Source organism: Microbacterium sp. Z10_103 (assembly GCF_058310455.1).
In genome coordinates this window covers 915,151-935,778 of sequence record NZ_JBZEGK010000001.1, presented here as the reverse complement: position 1 = coordinate 935,778, position 20,628 = coordinate 915,151, and the positions used below count along the sequence as shown (strand labels likewise).

Genomic DNA, 20,628 nt, shown 5'->3' with positions numbered 1-20,628 from the left:
TCCCGGCCGACGAAACCCGACGGCGGCGCCTGAAAGTCTAGTCACGCGGGAACGACAACGATCAGCGGGCGCGTCCAGATACAGTGGACCCATCCGAACCATGTTCTTCCCGGTACCGAAGGAGCTGCCGTGACCCAATTCGAAGTACCGCCGATCGTGCCTGCTGATCCGTCCGCCAACATCGCGGATCTCCTCGCCGATCGAGTGGCCGAAACACCCGAACGAGCCATCTTCGCGGTGCCCGACGGACCCGGGTGGCGGGATATCACCGCCGCCGAGTTCGAGGGGCAGGTGATCGCGCTGGCCAAGGGATTCGCCGCCGCGGGCATCCAGCCGGGCGACAAGGTCGGGTTCCTCGCCCGCACGACGTACGACTGGACGCTCGTGGATTTCGCCTTGTTCTACGCCGGGGCCGTGATGGTTCCCGTGTACGAGACGAGCTCGCCCGCGCAGATCCAGTGGGTCCTGTCGGATTCGGGCGCCACCGCGGTCATCGTGGAGTCCACCGACCACTCGGCACGCCTGGATGAGGTTCGCGCCGACCTGCCGCTCGTTCGGCACGTCTGGGGAATGCACCTCGGCGACCTCGACAAGCTCGTGAGCGCCGGCGCGTCCGTCGAGGACGCGGAGATCCAGCGCCGTCGCCACCTGGCGAACGGGAGCGACATCGCGACGCTCATCTACACCTCCGGCTCCACCGGCCGGCCGAAGGGGTGCGTGCTGACGCACAGCAACTTCGTCGAGCTGTCCCGCAACTCCGCGAAGGCGCTGCATGAAGTCGTGGGAGCGCCCGGCGCGTCGACTCTGCTGTTCATCACCACCGCGCACGTGTTCGCCCGGTTCATCTCGATCCTGTCGGTCCACGCGGGAGTGAAGGTCGGGCATCAGCCCGACACCAAGCAGCTCCTCCCCGCGCTCGGCTCGTTCAAACCGACGTTCCTCCTCGCCGTCCCGCGGGTTTTCGAGAAGGTGTACAACTCCGCCGAGCAGAAGGCCGAGGCCGGAGGCCGTGGCAAGATCTTCCGGGCCGCCGCCCAGGCGGCCATCGAGCACTCGAAGCTCCTGCAGGACGGCAAGAAGGTTCCGCTGGGTCTGAAGGTGAAGTTCCGCGTCTTCGACCGCCTCGTCTACTCCAAGCTCCGGGCCGCGATGGGCGGACGCGTGCAGTACGCCGTGTCGGGCTCGGCCCCCCTGGGTGAGCGGCTGGGTCATTTCTTCCACAGCCTGGGCGTGGTGATCCTCGAGGGCTACGGTCTCACCGAGACGACCGCCCCCGCCACGGTGAACCTCGCGACGAAGTCGAAGATCGGCTCCGTGGGCCCGGCCCTCCCCGGGGTGGGCGTCCGTCTCGCCGACGATGGCGAGATCGAGGTGCGCGGCATCAACGTCTTCAAGGAGTACTGGCGCAACCCCGAGGCCACCGCCGAAGCGTTCGACGGCGACTGGTTCAAGACCGGCGACGTCGGCGCGTTCGACGCGGAGGGATTCCTCACGATCACGGGCCGGAAGAAGGAGATCATCGTCACCGCCGGCGGGAAGAACGTCGCGCCCGCGGCGCTGGAGGACCCCATCCGCGCGAACCCGATCATCGGGCAGGTCGTGGTGATCGGAGATCAGAAGCCGTTCATCTCGGCGCTCATCACGCTCGACTCGGAGATGCTTCCGACCTGGCTCGCGAACAACGGGCTGTCGGCCGACATGACGCTCGCGGACGCTGCTCAGCACGAAGCCGTGCACGCCGAAGTACAGCGCGCCATCGACGGGGCGAACGTGCTCGTGTCGCGGGCGGAGTCGATCCGCAAGTTCACGATCCTGTCGAGCGAATGGACCGAGGCCAGCGGCCACCTGACCCCGAAGCTCAGCATCAAGCGGAACGTGATCATGGCCGACTTCGCCGACGAGGTCGAGGAGATCTACCTCTCGCCCGTCAACACGACGAACGTCTCGCTCCCCTGACGCGCCCCTTCCGCCGAGAAACGACATTCGGGTTGAGAAACGCCGCATCGCGGCGTTTCTCGCCCGACATGTCGTTTCTCGCGTGAAGGACGCGAGTCAGAACCAGGAGCTTTCGCGGATCTCCCGCATCGCCTGGCGCCGTGCGTCGGCGGGGAGGCGCTGGACGAACAGCATCCCGTCGAGGTGGTCGGTCTCGTGCTGGAGAGCCTGAGCCATCAGCCCCTCCCCCTCGAGGGTCACCTCGTTCCCGTCGAGGTCGATGCCGACGACTTTCGCGTAGGGAAAGCGGAGGGCGTCGTGCCACACGCCGGGGATGGAGAGGCAGCCCTCCGCCGTCGGCACGGGCTCACCGGCCGTCTCGACGAGCACCGGGTTGAGCACGTAGCCGATCTCGCCGTCGACGTTGTAGCTGAAGGCGCGCAGCCCGACACCGATCTGGGGCGCGGCGACGCCGGCACGTCCGGGCGGTTCGACGGTGTCGAGGAGGTCTTGCACGAGCGCACGCACACCGTCGTCGATCTCGGTGATGACGGCGCTGGGTGCGCGGAGGACGGGGTCGCCGAAGAGGCGGATGCTGCGGACGGTCATCGTGTCACGCGGCGGGAGCCATCGCGCGAAGGCCCTCCACGACGGTAGCGGCCAGTTCGCGCGCGGCTTGGCGTGTCGCCGGCTGAAGGTCCCGGAACGAGATCTCGCTGCCGACGCCGATGAGCGGGTCGTAGGGCATCCGCACCACCGCGCGTACGCGCGTGCGGAAGTGCGCCTCGAGTTCGCGTTCGCTCACGAGCGGCGTGCCCGGACGCGCGTTGTTGAGCACCACGACGGCGCTGCGCACCTGATCGGAGTACCCGTTGGTCTCCAGCCATGTCAGAGTCTCGGAGGCCAGTCTCGCTTCGTCCACGCTGAGCCCCGCGACGATGACCAGTTGGTCGGCCACCTCGAGGGTCGCTCCCATGACCGAGTGCACGACGCCGGTGCCGGTGTCGGTCAACACGATGGAGTAGTAGTGAGCAGCCACGGCGGCGACGTCGTGGTAATCGCGGTCGCTGAACGCCTCGGAAATACGCGGATCGGAATCGGATGCGAGGACATCCAGCCGCGTCGTGTCGCGACCGACGATCGTCGAGATGTCGTTGAACCCCGTGACGGCGCCGCGAAGGCGCGCGAGGTCACGTACGGTGCGCCCGCCGACGCGTCCGATGCGGTCGGCGAGGGTGCCGCGGTCGGGGTTGGCGTCGATGGCGATGATGCGGTCGTCGCGCGCAGAGGCGAGCGCCATCCCGAGCAGAGTGGTGATGGTCGTCTTACCCACCCCGCCCTTGCGCGACAGAACCGCGACGAAGCGGGCTCCGCCGGACAACGGTGCGGCGATCCGGAGGTCGAGCCGCTTGCGGGCGCGTGCCTTGCGGCTGTCGCCGAGATTGATGCGGTGCCGCGATAGCGAGTAGACCAGCTGCTGCCACAGGCCCTCCGGCTCCGCTCCGCTGACCTGACCCCGCTCGAGCAGCCGGTCTGCTGTGAGCAGGTCGGCCGTCTCGCGGTTCGGCTCGAACTCACCGAGCCGCTTGGACGCGAGGGTGACCTCCGGCTGCGGAGGGTGGACCCGTTCCACGGCGTGCGCGCGGTCTCCCCGTCCGTGCTCGTCCGCGTGATGCGCTTCCCGGCGCGTCGTCGGCGTCAACGACACCGGCTCACCGACGGCGATGCTGCCGCTGTGCAGCGCGCGCGGCGTGGTGGGCGCACTGGTCGCCGACGCCGCATCCTGTGCGGTCTCCGCGGGCTCGGGCTGGGGTTCGAGAGGCGGGGCGAGGGATGCCGCGGCCGGCGTGTGGGCGACGGATTCGGTGGCCGGGGCGTGCGCGCCCGCTTCGTCGATCACCTCATCCGCATCGTGGATGTCGTCGGGGAGAGCTTCGCGTTCCGGCGCGCGTTCGAGGATGATGTCGCCCGTGGCGATCTCCTCGATGGCGGCGTCCCCGGCCGCATGATCGACGGCGATGTCGTCGACGGCCTCATCCTCGGCGAGGTCATCGTCGTCGGCAGGAAGGGAGAGGCTCACTCGTGCCGTGCGTGCGCCGAGGATGCCGATGCCGGCTGTCTCGACGCTTGTCGCGTCGGTCAACATGCCGTGCTCCGCGTCTTCCTCGGGCGTCTCGTCGTGTCGGTCGGGGGTCACAGCAGGTCTCCAAACGGGGGTGGGCGCGCGGCGCCCGTCCCCCTCAGGTTACTGCGCGGGGCGGATGACGACCAAAAGGTCCCCCGCGTCCACCTGTGCCGTGTCACCGATGACGAGCCGCTCCACCACTCCGTCCACCGGGCTGGTGATGGCCGCCTCCATCTTCATCGCTTCGATCGACGCCACCGGCTGGCCGGCCGAAACGGTGTCGCCGACGGCAGTCTTCACCGTCACGACACCGGAGAAGGGAGCTGCGACCTGACCCGGTTTCGAGGTATCGGCGCGCTCGGCCGAGCGCGTCTCGACGGCGATCGAGCGGTCGCGCACGAAGACCGGACGCAGCTGACCGTTCAGCGTCGTCATGACCGTGCGCATTCCCTTGTCGTCCGCGTCGCCGATGGCTTCGAGCCCGACGAACAGCTGCACGCCCTTCTCGATCTCGACCACGTGCTCGCCACCTGGCATCAGCCCGTACAGGTAGTCCGCAGTGTCGAGCACACTGAGGTCGCCATAGTTCTCCCGCGCCTCGGCGTACGCGCGGGTCGGCCCGGGGAAGAGCAACCGGTTCAGCCGATCCCGGCGCTGGGCGGGCGAGCCGGCCAGCTGCTCGGTGTCTTCGTCAGTGAGCGGGCTCACGCCGATCTTCACGTCCCGTCCGGCGAGGACCTTGGTGCGGAACGGCTCGGGCCAGCCGCCGGGGAGCTCCCCGAGCTCGCCCGCCATGAAGCCGACGACCGAATCGGGGACGTCGTACTTCTCCGGGTTCGCGGCGAAGTCGGCAGGATCGGCCTTGACGGCCGCCAGGTACAGCGCCAGGTCACCGACCACCTTCGACGACGGCGTCACCTTGGGCACGCGCCCGAGGATGTCGTTCGCCGCGGCATACATGTCTTCGATGAGCTCGAAATCCTCGGCGAGCCCCAACGCGATCGCCTGCTGGCGGAGGTTGGACAGCTGGCCCCCGGGAATCTCGTGGCGGTAGACGCGGCCGGTAGGCCCCGGAAGCCCCGACTCGAACGGCCGGTACAGGTGCCGCACTGCCTCCCAATAGGGCTCGAGATCGGACACCGCCTGCAGGTCGAGCCCCGTGTCACGCTCGGTGTGCGCGAGCGCGGCGACGAGGGCCGAGAGGGAGGGCTGGCTGGTGGTCCCGGCCATCGGCGCGGATGCTGCATCCACCGCATCCGCCCCCGCCGCGGACGCGGCCAGGAGCGTGGCGAGCTGGCCGCCGGCGGTGTCATGGGTGTGCACGTGGATAGGCACGTCGAACCGCTCACGCAGGGCGGTGACGAGCTTCGTCGCCGCAGCCGGGCGGAGAAGCCCCGCCATGTCCTTGACCGCGAGGACGTGCGCACCGGCGGCCACGATCTGCTCCGCGAGACGCAGGTAGTAGTCCAGGGTGTACAGGTCTTCGTTCGGGTCGAGCAGGTCACCGGTGTAGCAGACAGCCACCTCGGCGACCGAGCGGCCGGTGGCCAGGACGGCGTCGATGGCCGGGCGCATCTGGGCGACATCGTTGAGCGCATCGAAGATGCGGAAGATGTCGATGCCACTGGTTGAGGCCTCGGCCACGAAGGCGTCGGTGACCTCGGTCGGATAGGGCGTGTAGCCCACGGTGTTGCGGCCGCGCAGCAGCATCTGGATCGCGATGTTCGGCAACGCCGAACGGAGGGCGTCCAGCCGCTCCCAGGGGTCTTCGCTCAGGAACCGGAGGGCGACGTCGTACGTGGCGCCGCCCCACGCCTCAACGGAGAGAAGCTGGGGTGTGAGCCGGGCGACATAGGGCGCGACGGTGACGAGGTCTTTGGTGCGCACGCGCGTCGCCAGCAGCGATTGGTGCGCGTCGCGGAACGTCGTCTCCGTCACGGCGAGGGCGTTCTGCTGCCGCAGGGCCTGTGCGAACCCGGCCGGGCCGAGCTCTTCGAGACGCTGGCGGGACCCGGACGGCGCGGGAGTCAGCAGGTCGATCGCGGGCAGCTTCAGACGCGGGTTCACCGAGACCGGGTTCTCCCCGTTCGGGCGGTTCACGGTGGCGTCGACGAGCCAGCTGAGGACCTTCGTGCCGCGGTCCTTCGACTCGCGCCCCTGCAGCAGTTCGGGGCGCTCATCGATGAACGACGTGCTCACGTCTCCGGCGAGGAAGGCGGGGTCATCGAGCACCGCCTGGAGGAACGGGATGTTCGTGGACACACCGCGGATACGGAACTCCGCGAGCGCTCGGCGCGCACGGGCCACCGCGGCGGGGAAATCCCTCCCGCGGCACGTGAGCTTCGCGAGCATCGAGTCGAAGTGCGGGCTGATCTGCGATCCCGCCGCGGTCGTTCCCCCGTCCAGGCGGATGCCGGCGCCACCGGGCGAACGGTAGGTCGTGATCTTGCCGGTGTCGGGGCGGAACCCCTGGGCCGGGTCTTCGGTGGTCAGACGGCACTGGAGGGCCGCGCCGCGCAGGTGGATGTCATCCTGCGCGAGGTGCAGCTCGTTCAGGGTCTGCCCCGCGGCGATGCGCATCTGCGACTGCACGAGGTCGACGTCGGTGATCTCTTCGGTCACGGTGTGCTCGACCTGGATGCGCGGATTCATCTCGATGAAGACGACCTCGCCCGTGCGGGGACCGGCCGTCTCCAGGAGGAACTCCACTGTCCCGGCGTTCTGGTAGCCGATCGACTCCGCGAAGGCGACCGCGTAGCGGTGGAGCGCGGTGCGCACGTCCTCGGCGAGGTTCGGGGCCGGAGCGATCTCGATGACCTTCTGGTGGCGACGCTGCAGCGAGCAGTCGCGCTCGAAGAGGTGAACCGTGTGACCCGTCGAGTCGGCGAGGATCTGCACCTCGATGTGCCGCGGGCGCTGCACCGCCTGCTCGAGGAACATGCGGGCGTCGCCGAACGCGCTCTGTGCTTCGCGCATCGCCTCGGCGAGGGCGGGAGCGAGCTCGCCCTTGGACTCCACTCGCCGCATCCCTCGTCCGCCGCCGCCGGCGACGGCCTTGGCGAACAACGGGAACCCGATGTCATCGGACTGCGCCAGGAGCGCGTCGATGTCGTCCGAGGCCTCCGTCGAGCGCAGCACCGGAACGCCGGCTGCGGTCGCGTGGTGCTTCGCCGTGACCTTGTTGCCGGCCATCTCCAGCACGGCAGCGGGCGGGCCGATGAACGCGATACCGCTCGCAGCGGCCTTTTCGGCAAGCTCCGGGTTCTCCGAAAGGAAGCCATAGCCGGGATAGATCGCGTCGGCGCCGCTCTCGCGCGCCACGCGGATGATCTCGTCCACATCCAGATACGCACGGACGGGGTGTCCCCGCTCACCGATCTGGTACGCCTCATCCGCTTTCAGCCGGTGCAGGGAGAACCGATCCTCGTACGGATACACCGCAACCGTGCGGGCACCGACCTCGTAGGCGGCTCGAAAAGCACGGATGGCGATCTCGCCGCGGTTGGCGACCAGGATCTTTCGGAACATGCGCACCTCACAGTGGCGACCGGCTGAGTGTGCTCACAGCCTAGGGGACGGTAACGTAGACGCTTGTGCACGTACTCTCCGTCAGCTCGCTCAAGGGCGGCGTCGGCAAGACCACCGTCACGCTCGGCTTGGCCTCCGCGGCCTTCGCTCGCGGCGTGCGCACCCTCGTGGTCGACCTCGACCCCCAATCCGACGTTTCCACCGGCATGGACATCTCCGTCGCGGGGCGTCTCAACGTCGCCGATGTTCTCGCGAATCCGCGAGAAAAGGTCGTGCGTCAGGCGATCACCTCGAGCGGCTGGGCGAAGGTGCACCCGGGCACGATCGACGTGCTCATCGGCAGCCCGTCCGCGATCAACTTCGACGGCCCGCATCCCAGCGTCCGTGACGTGTGGAAGCTCGAGGAGGCGCTCGCCACGATCGAGGCCGACTACGACCTCGTCCTCATCGACTGCGCACCCTCGCTGAACGCCCTGACGCGCACGGCGTGGGCGGCGAGTGACCGGGTGATCGTCGTCACCGAGCCCGGTCTCTTCTCCGTCGCCGCCGCCGACCGCGCGTTGCGGGCGATCGAAGAAATCCGCCGTGGCCTCTCCCCCCGTCTTCAGCCGCTGGGGGTCGTCGTGAACCGCGTGCGCCCGCAGTCGATCGAGCACCAGTTCCGCATCAAGGAGCTGCGCGACATGTTCGGACCCCTGGTGCTGAACCCCCAGCTGCCCGAGCGCACGTCGCTGCAGCAGGCGCAGGGCGCCGCGAAGCCTCTGCACGTCTGGCCCGGCGACTCGGCTCAGGAGCTCGCGGCCGACTTCGACGCGCTGCTCGACCGCGTCATGCGCACGGGGCGCATCCCCGTTCCGGGCGACGCCGCCAGCGTCTGACCGCCTCCCGCCTGCACCAGATCAGGTGTTTTCGCGGAGACAGGACGATCCGGGCCGATTCGGCCTGTCTCGGCCAAAACTCCTGATCTCATGACGCGCCGGAGCGCGTGACGGGACGGAAGGCGGGCGGGCGGAACGTGAGGGAAGCCGGGCGGGGCTCGGGGATGCGGCGGCGGGTGGCGGGCGCGGGACGTTACGCGGTGCGCTTGACGCGCCGCGCGGCCAGCTCGTCGACCGGGTCGGGCGCGGTCGGGTCGAATTCGACCAGCGTCGACTCGACCTCGCGCAGCACCTTGCCGACGGCGATCCCGAAGACGCCCTGCCCGCGGCTGACGAGGTCGATGACCTCGTCGTTCGAGGTGCACAGGTACACCGAGGCACCATCGCTCATGAGCGTGGTGCCCGCGAGGTCGCGGATGCCGGAAGCGCGCAGCTGGTCGACCGCGGTACGGATCTGCTGCAGCGAGATGCCGGTATCCAGCAGCCGCTTCACCAGCTTGAGCACGAGGATGTCGCGGAATCCGTAGAGGCGCTGCGACCCGGAGCCACTGGCACCGCGGACCGTGGGTTCCACGAGTTCGGTGCGCGCCCAGTAGTCGAGCTGCCGGTACGTGATCCCGGCGGCGCGTGCCGCCACCGCACCGCGGTAGCCGACCTCGTCATCCATCTGGGGCAGCCCATCGGTGAACAAAAGGTCTGAGACGAACCGAGGCCCGCCGACAGCTTCATCAGCAGTCATGCCGGAACCTCCACATCGAATCGGATATACCCACGCTAGATGAGCGGATGGCCCCGGGCAACGACATCCGCATCCCAGGCTCGGCGTGTCGCCGGGTCACGACACGATGCGTTCGATGGCGTCACGCACGAACACGGCCCGAACGTCCTCAAGGCGCTTGGCGAGCTCCGGCGCGAGTTCGCTCGCGCGGGCCCGGGATGCAGCATCCGGGCGCCGCATGAGCGTCGCGAGCGCCGACTCGATCAAGGCGGCCTCGCGTTCGGCGCTCTGACGCACCGATCTCAGGTGTCGAGGCTCGATCCCATGCCGGTCGAGCGCGACGAGCGCACGCAGAAGCGCCACGGTCTGGTCGTTGTACGACTCCGCGGCGACGATCACGCCTGTGCTGATCGCGTCGTTGAGCAGCTGCGGGGCAGCGCCGGCTGCCGCCAGCAGCTCTGCACGCCGGTAACGCCGGGGCGCGGGCACGATCGACGGCACGGCGCTGGGAGGCGACGGGTCGCGGCCCGCGTCGACCTCGGCCAGATAATCGCGGATCACGTTGAGCGGGAGGTAGTGATCGCGCTGCAGCGTCAGGGCCAGGCGCAGCCGTTCAAGGTCTGCCGCGCAGAACTTGCGGTACCCGGAGTCGGTTCGCGTAGGCGAGACGATGCCCTGGACCTCGAGGAACCGCAGCTTGCTCGAAGTGAGCGACGGGAACTCCGGCGTCAAGCGCGCCAGGACCTGACCGATGCTGAGGAGCCCCGCGGACGACGAACGGCCGCGGGCGGATGCTGCCGGCATCAGTCGTCGGCAGCCAGCGGCAGATCCGCGGGAGAGACGAAGAACGTCAGCCGGAACTTCCCGATGCGCACCTCGGCGCCGTTGGCAAGGGATGCCCGGTCGACCCGCTCGCCATTGACATACGTGCCGTTGAGGGAGCGCTGGTCGACGATGTCGAACCGTACGCCGTCGCGGATGATCTCCGCGTGACGACGCGACACGGTCACGTCGTCGAAGAACAGGTCGGCCTCGGGGTGGCGCCCCACCGTGGTGACGTCGGTGTCGAGGAGGTAGCGCGCGCCGGCCGTGGGCCCCGACCGGACCAGCAGCAGCGCAGCGCCCGAAGGCAGTGCGCCGATCGCCTCGATCTCGGTTTCGCTCAGCTCGCTGCCGAACGGCACGAACGACAGATCGGCATCGTGCCCGAAGGTCTGCGTGGTGTCATGCGAGCGTGCCTCCGGCGTACCGGAATCCGCATCGCGCCGGATCTCGCCCGGCTCAGGTCGACGTGTCTCGTCCACGAGGCCTCCTTCCGCGTCCACACTATCCGATCGCTCCGTGCCCCATGAGGCCACTCCCCCGGGACGGGGTCCTGCGCAGTGTTGCGCTGTGTGTCTGCGCCGAGGGCACCGGGCGTCGGATCCGCCTAGCCTGGCGGGACTTCGAACCTACTGATCAGGAGCCCACCGTGTCGAGCCCGTCCCGCCGTCGTCCGCCGCTCGAGGTGCGCGAGCGTGAGACGTGCATGTGCACCTCCGGCGGGGCGTGCTCATCCTTCGCTCCCGGGCACGCGCTGCACCTGATCCAGGCGCGCCTCGCGGCGGCGACCCCCTCGGAGTGGCGGGATGCTGTCGTGACGAGCTCCGACGCGGACTCCGGCGAGATCGTGCTGCACACGCTCGCCGACGGCGTCGCGGTCACCCTGTGGCACGCCGCATCCACCGGTCTCGCGCCGGGCGAACCGGTCGCCATCCACGGCCGCTACGCCGTCTTGGCGGCCCGGGGCCGCCGACTGAACGTCGCGCTCGTCGGTTGACTCAGGCCGCAGCCATCATCGAGTCCTTCAGCGCCACGCAGGCGTCGATGCAGGCGCGGCACGCCTGAGCGCACAGCTCGCAAGCCACGTGGTGCGAGGCGTGCTCGAGGCACTCCTCCTCGCACACCTGGCACATCGCGATGCACGCGTCGAGCATCGCCATCATCGCTGCCGGAGTGGTGCCCTGCATGCGCAGCATGGTGCGCATCATCGTGTTGCACATGTCGGCGCAGTTCATGCACGCCGGCGCGCACGAGAGCATCTGTGTCGAGCAGACCGTGCACGCCTGCTCGCACGCCGCACAGGCGTCCAGACACGCCTGCAGCAGCTCCATGTTGATCGTCCCCCTGCCGGGCATCGACATCGTGTCGTCCGACATCATGTCCATCATCCGCATGTCCATCCCGCACCTCCGTGTTCACCGGCAGCGGGCAGATTCCCCCGCCTGCGGCCATGGTAGGGGCAGCGGGTGACCCGCATAAGGGCCGCGGGTAGGCTCCGAAGGATGACCTCCGACCGCTTCCGCATCCACCCCCTGACCGTCCTCGCGACCGTCCTCCTGGGGGTCCTCACGCTCGTGTACGGGGCGGCCTCGCCGGCGGCGGCGCACGACGAGCTCGTCTCGACAGATCCGGTGGCGGACTCCCAGCTGACAGAGCTGCCCGAGGCGCTCACGCTCGCTTTCAGCGCCGAACTGCTCGGCGGCGACGACGCGAACCAGGTGCAGGTGACGGATGCTGCGGGCACCCCGCTCACCGACGGACCCGCCGTGGTGGACGGGACGACGCTCACCCAGCCACTGGCGGGTGAGGCCAGCGGCAGCATCCGGGTGCTCTGGCGGGTGGTCTCCAGTGATGGGCACCCCATCTCCGGGGAGTTCGCGTTCACCGTGACGGGCCCGGAGAGCCCCACCCCGACGCCGACGGCGTCCACGCCCGCGTCGCCCACCGACACCGTGACACCGAGCGCGTCGGCCGAGCCCGCGCCGTCGCCGACAGCAGCCACCGGTGAGGACTCCGCCAGCCGGCTGCCGTGGATCATCGGGGGCGTCGTCCTGGCGGTTGTCATCGCCCTCGTGCTGTACCTCCTGGTCGTGCGCCCACGCCGTGCCGCCGCCGACTCCGAGGTCCGCGACGACCGATAGGCTGGGAGTCATGCCTCACTACGACGTCGTCATCCTCGGCGCGGGCCCCGGCGGTTACGTCGCAGCGGTCCGCAGCGCCCAGCTCGGCCTTTCGGTCGCGGTCATCGAAGAGAAGTACTGGGGCGGTGTCTGCCTCAACGTGGGCTGCATCCCTTCCAAGGCTCTCCTGCGCAACGCCGACCTGGCGCACACCTTCCACGCGAAGGCCGACCTCTTCGGAATCTCCGGCGACGTCACGTTCGACTTCGGCGCCGCGTGGGATCGCAGCCGGAAGGTCGCGGATGGCCATGTGAAGGGCATCCACTACCTGATGAAGAAGAACAAGATCACGGAGTACGACGGCCGCGGCACGTTCGTCGATGCGAACTCCATCGACGTGGCGGGGGCCAACGGCTCTGTCGAACGCGTCACCTTCGACAACGCGATCATCTCGACCGGCTCCACCGTGCGGCTTCTGCCCGGCGTGACCCTGAGCGAGAACGTCGTCACGTACGAGGAGCAGATCCTCAACCGCGAACTGCCCGAATCGATCGTCATCGTCGGTGCCGGCGCGATCGGCATGGAGTTCGCGTACGTCCTGACGAACTACGGCGTGAAGGTCACGATCATCGAATTCCTCGATCGCGCCCTCCCCAACGAGGATGCCGAGATCTCCAAGGAGATCCAGAAGCAGTACAAGGGTTACGGCGTCGACATCCTCACCTCGACCAAGGTCGAGACCGTCGAAGACTCCGGCGACAAGGTCACGGTGACCTACACGGCCAAGGACGGCACGAAGGGTTCGATCGAGGCCGACCGCGTGCTCATGTCCATCGGCTTCGCCCCGCGGGTGGAGGGCTTCGGCCTGGAGAACACCGGCGTGAAGCTCACCGAGCGCGGCGCCATCGGCATCGACGACTACATGCGGACGAACGTGCCGCACATCTACGCGATCGGTGACGTCACCGCCAAGCTGCAGCTCGCGCACGTCGCCGAGGCGCAGGGCGTCGTGGCTGCCGAGACGATCGGCAAGGCCGAGACCATGACGCTGGGCGATTACCGGATGATGCCGCGTGCGACGTTCTGCTCGCCCCAGGTCGCCTCGTTCGGCCTCACGGAGCAGCAGGCACGCGACGCCGGCCACGACATCAAGGTCGCTAAGTTCCCCTTCTCCGCGAACGGCAAGGCCAACGGCCTGGGCGAGCCGATCGGTTTCGTCAAGCTCATCGCCGACAGCGAGCACCTCGAGCTTCTCGGCGGCCACCTCATCGGCCCCGATGTGTCCGAACTTCTGCCCGAGCTGACCCTCGCGCAGAAGTGGGACCTCACGGCGCTCGAGCTGGCACGCAACGTGCACACGCACCCGACCCTGTCGGAGGCACTGCAGGAGGCCTTCCACGGCCTCGCCGGTCACATGATCAACATCTGACTTTCGCCTCGCACCCGCGGCGCCGCCCAGCTGAAGCCGGGCGGCGCTGCTGTGTTCCGGGGGTAGTGCGCGGGTCGGGGATGGCGTGCGGCGCGGGGCGGGGCGGGGCCGGGTGCGGTGCCGTCGGCGGGGCCGGGCGGCGTGCGGCGTGTGGGCGTGCGGCTCGGGAGGAGATGGCGCTTCGGGAGGACCGTATCGCTCTAATACCGCCTCCCCCGTGCACATCCCCTCCCGAAACGCTCGGGGTGGGAGCCCCGCGTGCGGCATCCGGGCCGCGTGAGGCGGGCAGGATGCCGCGTGCCGCGTGCAGCTCGGGAGGAGATGGCGCTTCGGGAGGACCGTATCGCTCTAATACCGCCTCCCCCGTGCACATCGCCTCCCGAAACGCTCAGGGTGGGAGCCCTGCGTGCGGCGTCCGGGCCTCGGGAGGCGTGCGGGATGCGGCGTGCGGCGTGCGGCTCGGGAGGAGATGGCGCTTCGGGAGGACCAGATCGCTCAAAGAGACCCTCCCCTGTGCACATCCCCTCCCGAAACGCTCCGGGTGGGAGCCCTGCGTCCGGCATCCGGGCCGCGTGCGGCGTGCCGCGTGCAGCTCGGGAGGAGATGGCGCTTCGGGAGGACCGTATCGCTCAAACACTCCCTCCCCCGTGCACATCCCCTCCCGAAACGCTCAGGGTGGGAGCCCGGCGTACTGCGTGCGGCGTTCGGGCCGCGTGAGGCGTGCGGCGTGCGGCCCGGGAGGAGATGGCGCTTCGGGAGGACCGGATCGCTCAAAGAGACCCTCCCCCGTGCACATCCCCTCCCGAAACGCTCGGGGTGGGAGCCCGGCGTACTGCGTGCGGCGTTCGGGCCGCGTGAGGCGTGCGGCGTGCGGCTCGGGAGGAGATGGCGCTTCGGGAGGACCAGATCGCTCTAAGACGCCCTCCCCTGTGCACATCCCCTCCCGAAACGCTCGGGGCCGAGGCTTGGGGCGCGAACGGCCCGGGGTGCGAACGGCGCGGGACGCGGACGTCCGACGAGTGCCGGTGCCGTCGGCGGGGGAAACGGAGTGCGAGAGGTCAGCGGCCGAGCGCGCGGGCGAGCTTCGAGTCGGATGCGGCGGGGCCGCCACCGGCGGCGGACACAGCCGCATCCACCGCGGCGAAAAAGGCCTCGCGCCAGTCGGGGTCGGCAGGGGCGGCGGGGCCGAGTTCGACCTCCCACTCTCGCCATGCCGACTCGCGCCCGGACCGCTCATCCAGCGCGCGGACGCGGTCGTCCACGAATTCCGCGACCAGGCCGCCTTCACCGTCGCGTAACGCATAGGCGGTGCGGGTGTTGCGGATACGCGCCAGCGGAAGCAGCGGCGGGGCCGCCCACTGCGCGATCGCGGCGATCAGCCCCTCGGGCACAACCGGCTCGCCGCCCTCGTCCAGCGGCCACTGCCACTCGTGCCGGCCGTCGGCGGCGGACACTTTGACATGCCACCCCGCGTCGGGTCCGCCGGAGCGGCGGCGTACCGCGACGTGAGCACGGGCAAGCGCCACATCCTCGGTGTCGACGTAGCGCGCGTCGAGTTCGCGCACCTCGGCCTCATCCACGAGCGATACCCCTGGGAGCGCCGACCAGTTCGGCAGTTCGCCGCCGTCGCCGACGTCATATTTCCGCTCGACCTCGATCGAGCGGAGGGGATCGGGGCCTGCGGTCAACCCAGACGCCCGTCCTCGTCCGGGTTGATGTCCTCGGTCTCGGCGCTGAAGCGGTAGGTCGCCTGCGTGGGGCCGTCGTTCTCGCCGGTGTTCTCGAAATCCCCCTCGCGACGGTAGACCAGCTGGCCCTCACCGTAGGGGACGATCAGCGCGTCGTCGGTGTCGTCATCCAGTGGGAGGAACTGGCCGTCAAGCGGCCCTCCGGTCAGTCGTGCGATAGCCATGGGGCAAGCGTAACCCTCCCCGCGAATCCTCAGCGGACCAGCGCAGCCCTCCCCGCAAATCCGGCGCCCCTCCCCCGCAAATCCGGCGGTGGGCAGTCACGGAGGTCACCTAGACTCACACGGATGAAGGCCCTGCGTACGTTCACCGTCCGACCCGTGCTTTCGGAGCGCCTCGCCCCGCTCGACCGGCTGGCATCCAACTGGCGGTGGTCATGGAGCCGCGCGACGCACGCACTGTTCGCGTCCATGGATCCCGGCCTGTGGGAACAGGTCGGCGAGAACCCGTCGCGGATGCTGGGCGCCCTCGGCCAGGCGCCGCTGGATGAGCTTGCGCGCGACGATGATTTCGCGTGGCGCGTCCGCGAAGAGGATGAACGGCTCGAGGCGTACCTGACCGGCGACCGCTGGTTCCAGAGCCTGCCTGAACCGAAGCCGCGATCGATCGCGTACTTCTCGCCCGAGTTCGGTGTGGACGGGTCGCTGCCGCAGTACTCCGGAGGCCTCGGCATCCTCGCGGGCGACCATCTCAAGAGCGCGTCCGATCTCGGGGTCCCCCTCACCGGCGTGGGCCTGTTCTACCGCGCCGGCTACTTCCGGCAGTCGATCGGCGACGACGGCTGGCAGCGGGAGAGCTATCCCGTGCTCGACCCCTATGGTCTCGGCTTGACGCTCCTGCGGGAAGCGGATGACGCTCCCGTGGAGATCGCACTGGCGGTGAGCGGCGGACGTACCCTTTCCGCGCGTATCTGGGTCGCCGACATCGGCCGCGTGCCGCTGCTGCTGCTGGATTCGGAGACTCCCTCCAATTCCGAAGACTTGCGCCGTGTCACCGACCGCCTCTACGGCGGCGGCGGCGAGCACCGCCTGCTGCAGGAGCTCCTCCTCGGCGTCGGCGGCGTGCGCGCGGTGCGGGCCTGGTGCCGGGTCACCGGGCGCGATGAGCCGGACGTCTATCACACCAACGAGGGCCACGCCGGGTTCCAGGGCCTGGAGCGCATGTCGGAACTCGTCACCGGCGCCGGCCTGTCATTCGACGCCGCCCTCGCTCAGGTTCGGGCGTCGACGGTCTTCACCACCCACACCCCCGTACCCGCCGGAATCGACCGATTCCCGAGGAGCCTCGTGGGCGAGTACCTCGCCACGGGGCTGCTGGCGGGGCTCGACTCGGAGCGAGCGCTCGACCTCGGGGTCGAGACATACCCCGGAGGCGACCCGCAGGTGTTCAACATGGCCGTTCTGGGGCTGCACCTCGGCCAACACTCGAACGGGGTCTCGCGCCTCCACGGCAAGGTCAGCCGCTCCATGTTCGGTGCGCTGTGGCCCGGGGTCGACACCGACGAGGTGCCCATCGGTTCGATCACCAACGGCGTGCACGCGCCGACCTGGGTCCACCCGGCGCTGAAGGGCCTCAGCGAGCGCGCCTTCGGCGACGCGCTCACCACCGAGCACGATTGGCGGGACCGCGACGTCCTCTCCGACGACGAGCTGTGGGGCGTGCGCACCCGGATGAAGGAGGAGCTCATCGCCGAAGCCCGCCGGCGCCTCTCGGAGGCGGCCGGTTCGACGGCCGGCGCGTGGGCGGGCGACGTCCTGGACTCGGAGGTGCTCACGATCGGCTTCGCCCGGCGGGTACCGACGTACAAGCGCCTCACCCTCATGCTGCGCGACCCCGCGCGCCTCACCCGGCTGCTGACCGACCCCGAGCGGCCCGTGCAGATCGTCATCGGGGGCAAGTCGCATCCGGCTGACGACTCGGGCAAGCAACTCATTCAGCAGCTCGTCCGTTTCAGCCGCGACCCCCGCGTGCGCGGACGCATCGTGTTCCTGCCCGACTACGACATCACCCTCGCCAAGACGCTCTACCCCGGATGCGACGTGTGGTTGAACAACCCGCTGCGGCCCTTGGAGGCGTGCGGCACGTCCGGCATGAAGGCGGCCCTCAACGGCGCCCTGAACCTTTCGGTGCTCGACGGATGGTGGGACGAGTGGTACGACGGCCGCAACGGGTGGGCGATCCCCACCGCCGACACCGCGACCAGCGATGAGGAGCGCGACGATCTGGAGTCCGCTGCCCTGTACGACCTCATCGAGCATCAGCTCGTCCCGGCCTACTACGACCGCGACGGCGGAATCCCGCGCGGATGGCTCGACCGCGTGCGCCATACCATGACCGATCTCGGCCAGAAGGCGACCAGCGACCGGATGGTGCGCGAATACGTCACCCACCTCTACGCGCCGGCGGCGGTGAACGCCCGCGCACTGGCAGCCGACCACCACGCCGCCGCCGCGGAGCTCGCGGCCTACGTCGGGCGAGTGCGCGAGGGGTGGCCCGCGGTGCGGGTGCTGAGCGTTGACGCGTCCGGTCTGCCGCAGCAGGCACGCGCGGGCGACCGCCTGCGCGTGCGTGCCGAGGTCGAGCTGGGCGCGCTGGCGCCTTCCGACGTCGCCATCGAGCTCGTCTCCGGGAGCGCCGACGCGGATGGCGAACTGACCGGCGCGCGGGAGGTGCTCGCCCTCGCCCCGGTCGGTGGCGGAGACGGCCGACCGACCGTGTTCGAAGCGACCCTCGACCTCGACGTGACCGGGCCCTTCGGGTATGCCGTCCGTGCCGTGCCGCAGCATCCGTACCTCGTCTCCGACGTCGAGTTGGGGCTGGTGACGTTCGCCTCATGACCGGCGCGGAGAAGCGCCCCTTCGTCCTGCTCGCCACCCGCGGAGAGGACGGCCCGGCCGATGAGGAGTACGCGCTGTTCCTGCGCTACAGCGGACTGCACCCCTCCCAGCTCCGTCGCGTCCGCTTGGAATCCGGACCGCTCCCGTCGCTGGACCTCGACGAGATCTCCGGCATCTTCGTCGGTGGCAGCCCGTTCAACGCATCCGATCCTGCGGACCGTAAGTCCGCGGTTCAGCAGCGCGTGGAGTCCGATTTCGCCGCGCTCCTGGATGAGGTGGTCGCACGCGACTTCCCCTTCCTAGGGGCGTGCTACGGGGTGGGGACCCTCGGGACGCATCTCGGCGCGGTCATCGACCGGCGATTCTCCGAACCGATCAGCATCGTCCCGGTCTCCCTGACCGAGGCGGGGAGCCACGACCCTCTCCTTTCCGGGATGCCGACGACCTTCGGCGCCTTCGTCGGCCACAAAGAGGCGATCAGCGTCCTTCCGCCCGGCGCCGTCCTCCTCGCGTCGTCCCCAGGCTGCCCCGTGCAGATGTTCCGTGTCGGTGAGAACGTCTACGCCACGCAGTTCCACCCCGAACTGGATGTGGATGGCATCACCACGCGGATCCACGCGTATGCCGCCCACGGTTACTTCGCGCCCCATGAGCTGGATGACACGCTGGCGGCGGTACGCCGTGCCCACGTCACCGAGCCCGGGCGCATCCTGCGCCGCTTCGTCGAACTCTACGGGCGCTGAGGCCGCGGAAGACGCGTGACGGGTATCGGCCCGGTCACTTCGGGGTGCGCGCGGGCGAGAGCAGGTCCCAGACCGAGGTCGACCAGCCGCACGTCGCCTGCGAGCTGCGGTCCACGGCCGCGGACGAGTCCGGCCTTGACGGCGCCGAACGTCACCGTCGTGTCCGCGGGGAGCACCACATCGTCGGCGCGGCCGTCGTCGGGATGCAGTCCGCTGGGCAGGTCGACGGCGATCACCGTCGTACCGCCGTCGCGCAGCGTCGGCAGCAGGGCCTCGACGACGGCGCGCGCAACCCCGCGCAGGCGGGGGTCGGCAGACGCGCCGATCCCGAGGATGCCGTCGAGGACGAGCGCGTAGGTGGGCGGTTCGCTGCACAGCTCGCCGGCTCCCCGCAGCTGGGCGCCGGCCGACATCGCCGCGGCCAGGGCCTCGCGGTGCACGCGGTCCGACGTGAGAACGATGTCCACCGGTTGGTCGGCGCCGGCGATCTCGGCCGCCGCATACAGCGCGTCGCCTCCGTTGTCACCGCCGCCGGCGAGCACGAGGACGCGTCCGGGGGCCTCGGCCAATCGCTCCCGCACCACCCCTGCCAGTGCGGTCGCGGCTTCCCGCATCAGCGGCTCCCCCGCCGCGAGGAGAGGTGCCTCGGCCGCTCGCACGGCGGCCGCGGTATACGCGGGCACCAGGGCGGCCTCACTCACGCGTGCTCCTTCCTGCCCTCGCGCTCCTTTTCGCTGTTTCGCTCGTTTTCGCCTTCTCGCTCCTTGGCCTCGGCATCACGTGCCGCGCGCAACTCGTCGGCGTCCGCCTGCACGGCGAGCTCAGCCCGGCGCACGCGGAACTGGGCCAGCGTCGTAGCGCCGTGCAGCGCCCGCACGCGGTCCTGATCTTCTTCAACGCCGATGACGATGTACGCCGATGCGATGAGGATCACCTGGCTCGAGAGGTTCAGCCAGAGCAGGAGCGCGATGAGGGAGGCGAAAGAGGCCAGCAGCGGGTTGTTGGATGCCCCGCCGACGAACAGACCCGAAAGCTGCTGGAGCACCGTGAGCCCGAACCCGCCGATCATCGCGCCGGTCCACAGCGTCCGCGCCCGCGCGTGGAGCCCGGAGAGCAGCCGGAACGCCGCAGCGACGACGAGGGTGTCGAGCACGAAGACCACGACCACGGAGACGAGCCACGCGACGAAACCGAGCGCGGGAGCGTCTCCGGGGATCCCGAGCCAGTCGGTGAGCACGGCCAACCCGGCGGTGGCGAGGAAGGTCGTTGCGGCAGCCGCCGCGAGGCCCGCGCCGATCGCGATGGCCAGAAGGAGGTTCCGGAGGATCACCCACACGAACAGCACGTCGTCCGTCGCGATACCCGCGATCGTCCGTAGGGCCGACCGGAGCGAGCCGACGGCGCCGATCGCGGCGCCGATGAGGCCGATGGCGGAGATGACGCCGGCGATGGTGAGACCCGCCGGTGCTTGGACGTCATCCAGGTCTACGAGGTCGAGGAGCCCGGGAATGGCCGCGTCGAGGGAATCGACGAGCGCGTTCCACGCCTCCCGATTGCCCGCCAGCCACAGGGCCGCCACGGAGAAGCCGAGCAGGACCCCGGCGAACAACGCGAACAGCGTGCGGTACGTGACGGAGTCGGCCAGCATGGGGCCGCGTGCCCTGCTGTAGACCAGGAGTGCACGGACGGGGCGGCGCGCCAGCGCCCAGGCGGTGACACGGGACAGAACACTCGACATCTGATCA

General features: G+C 69.6%; 18 protein-coding genes. 7 read left to right on the top strand and 11 right to left on the bottom strand.

Annotation, left to right across the window (positions count from 1 at the left end; genetic code table 11):
* The first annotated feature begins 129 nt into the window (after nt 1–129).
* Nucleotides 130–1,956: an AMP-dependent synthetase/ligase gene (locus AC4FS2_RS04290; protein ID WP_491153279.1), complete on the top strand. Its 1,827-nt coding sequence runs from the start codon at nt 130–132 to the stop codon at nt 1,954–1,956.
* A 96-nt stretch (nt 1,957–2,052) separates the two neighbouring features.
* Here AC4FS2_RS04290 and AC4FS2_RS04285 read toward each other — a convergent pair whose 3' ends face one another.
* The 3 genes from AC4FS2_RS04285 to AC4FS2_RS04275 all read right to left on the bottom strand — a co-directional run bounded on the left by AC4FS2_RS04285 (nt 2,053) and on the right by AC4FS2_RS04275 (nt 7,588).
* The gene (locus AC4FS2_RS04285; protein ID WP_491153280.1) at nt 2,053–2,544 is read right to left on the bottom strand and encodes a peptide deformylase; all 492 of its coding nucleotides are present in this window, start codon (nt 2,542–2,544) and stop codon (nt 2,053–2,055) included.
* 4 nt (nt 2,545–2,548) lie between these two features.
* A complete protein-coding gene (locus tag AC4FS2_RS04280; protein ID WP_491155650.1) occupies nt 2,549–4,081 on the bottom strand; it encodes a MinD/ParA family ATP-binding protein in 1,533 nt (510 codons plus the stop codon).
* A 99-nt stretch (nt 4,082–4,180) separates the two neighbouring features.
* Nucleotides 4,181–7,588: a pyruvate carboxylase gene (locus AC4FS2_RS04275; protein WP_491153281.1), complete on the bottom strand. Its 3,408-nt coding sequence runs from the start codon at nt 7,586–7,588 to the stop codon at nt 4,181–4,183.
* Between the two features lie 65 nt (nt 7,589–7,653).
* Between AC4FS2_RS04275 and AC4FS2_RS04270 the strand changes: the two genes are divergently transcribed.
* Nucleotides 7,654–8,466: a ParA family protein gene (locus AC4FS2_RS04270; protein WP_491153282.1), complete on the top strand. Its 813-nt coding sequence runs from the start codon at nt 7,654–7,656 to the stop codon at nt 8,464–8,466.
* Nucleotides 8,467–8,659: 193 nt separating this feature from the next.
* On the opposite strand, the gene AC4FS2_RS04265 is transcribed toward AC4FS2_RS04270, so the two are convergent.
* From AC4FS2_RS04265 to AC4FS2_RS04255, 3 genes are all read right to left on the bottom strand, one after another.
* Nucleotides 8,660–9,205 (bottom strand): MerR family transcriptional regulator, encoded by a 546-nt coding sequence (locus AC4FS2_RS04265; protein ID WP_491153283.1) that lies wholly within the window; start codon nt 9,203–9,205, stop codon nt 8,660–8,662.
* 96 nt (nt 9,206–9,301) lie between these two features.
* Nucleotides 9,302–9,988 carry a transcriptional regulator FtsR gene (gene ftsR / locus AC4FS2_RS04260; RefSeq protein ID WP_491153284.1) on the bottom strand — a complete coding sequence of 229 codons (687 nt, stop codon included), beginning with the start codon at nt 9,986–9,988 and terminating at the stop codon, nt 9,302–9,304.
* Nucleotides 9,988–10,488: an FHA domain-containing protein gene (locus AC4FS2_RS04255; protein WP_491153285.1), complete on the bottom strand. Its 501-nt coding sequence runs from the start codon at nt 10,486–10,488 to the stop codon at nt 9,988–9,990. Before AC4FS2_RS04255 ends, ftsR begins: the two co-directional genes overlap by 1 nt.
* Before the next feature lie 167 nt (nt 10,489–10,655).
* Here AC4FS2_RS04255 and AC4FS2_RS04250 point away from each other — a divergent pair, with 167 nt between their 5' ends.
* On the top strand, nt 10,656–11,003 hold the full coding sequence (locus AC4FS2_RS04250) for a hypothetical protein (RefSeq protein ID WP_491153286.1): 348 nt from the start codon (nt 10,656–10,658) through the stop codon (nt 11,001–11,003).
* Nucleotide 11,004: 1 nt separating this feature from the next.
* Here AC4FS2_RS04250 and AC4FS2_RS04245 read toward each other — a convergent pair whose 3' ends face one another.
* Entirely contained in the window at nt 11,005–11,406 is a 402-nt protein-coding gene (locus tag AC4FS2_RS04245) for a four-helix bundle copper-binding protein (RefSeq protein WP_491153287.1), read from the bottom strand.
* A 102-nt stretch (nt 11,407–11,508) separates the two neighbouring features.
* Between AC4FS2_RS04245 and AC4FS2_RS04240 the strand changes: the two genes are divergently transcribed.
* Nucleotides 11,509–12,147: a copper resistance CopC family protein gene (locus AC4FS2_RS04240; protein WP_491153288.1), complete on the top strand. Its 639-nt coding sequence runs from the start codon at nt 11,509–11,511 to the stop codon at nt 12,145–12,147.
* 10 nt (nt 12,148–12,157) lie between these two features.
* Entirely contained in the window at nt 12,158–13,555 is a 1,398-nt protein-coding gene (gene lpdA / locus AC4FS2_RS04235) for a dihydrolipoyl dehydrogenase (protein WP_491153289.1), read from the top strand.
* 1,058 nt (nt 13,556–14,613) lie between these two features.
* Here the strand turns inward: lpdA and AC4FS2_RS04230 are convergent.
* Both AC4FS2_RS04230 and AC4FS2_RS04225 read right to left on the bottom strand, forming a co-directional pair.
* Entirely contained in the window at nt 14,614–15,243 is a 630-nt protein-coding gene (locus AC4FS2_RS04230) for a CYTH domain-containing protein (RefSeq protein ID WP_491153290.1), read from the bottom strand.
* Complete coding sequence (locus AC4FS2_RS04225; protein ID WP_491153291.1) at nt 15,240–15,467, bottom strand: response regulator; 228 nt, start codon at nt 15,465–15,467, stop codon at nt 15,240–15,242. The genes AC4FS2_RS04230 and AC4FS2_RS04225 overlap by 4 nt, the downstream gene beginning before the upstream one ends.
* A 123-nt stretch (nt 15,468–15,590) precedes the next feature.
* Here AC4FS2_RS04225 and glgP point away from each other — a divergent pair, with 123 nt between their 5' ends.
* Complete coding sequence (gene glgP / locus AC4FS2_RS04220) at nt 15,591–18,140, top strand: alpha-glucan family phosphorylase (protein WP_491153292.1); 2,550 nt, start codon at nt 15,591–15,593, stop codon at nt 18,138–18,140.
* On the top strand, nt 18,137–18,883 hold the full coding sequence (locus AC4FS2_RS04215) for a glutamine amidotransferase (protein WP_491153293.1): 747 nt from the start codon (nt 18,137–18,139) through the stop codon (nt 18,881–18,883). Before glgP ends, AC4FS2_RS04215 begins: the two co-directional genes overlap by 4 nt.
* Here the strand turns inward: AC4FS2_RS04215 and AC4FS2_RS04210 are convergent.
* Both AC4FS2_RS04210 and AC4FS2_RS04205 read right to left on the bottom strand, forming a co-directional pair.
* Nucleotides 18,871–19,584 (bottom strand): NAD(P)H-hydrate epimerase, encoded by a 714-nt coding sequence (locus tag AC4FS2_RS04210; RefSeq protein WP_491153294.1) that lies wholly within the window; start codon nt 19,582–19,584, stop codon nt 18,871–18,873. The genes AC4FS2_RS04215 and AC4FS2_RS04210 overlap by 13 nt on opposite strands.
* A complete protein-coding gene (locus AC4FS2_RS04205; protein WP_491153295.1) occupies nt 19,581–20,621 on the bottom strand; it encodes a YhjD/YihY/BrkB family envelope integrity protein in 1,041 nt (346 codons plus the stop codon). Before AC4FS2_RS04205 ends, AC4FS2_RS04210 begins: the two co-directional genes overlap by 4 nt.
* Nucleotides 20,622–20,628: the final 7 nt, after the last annotated feature.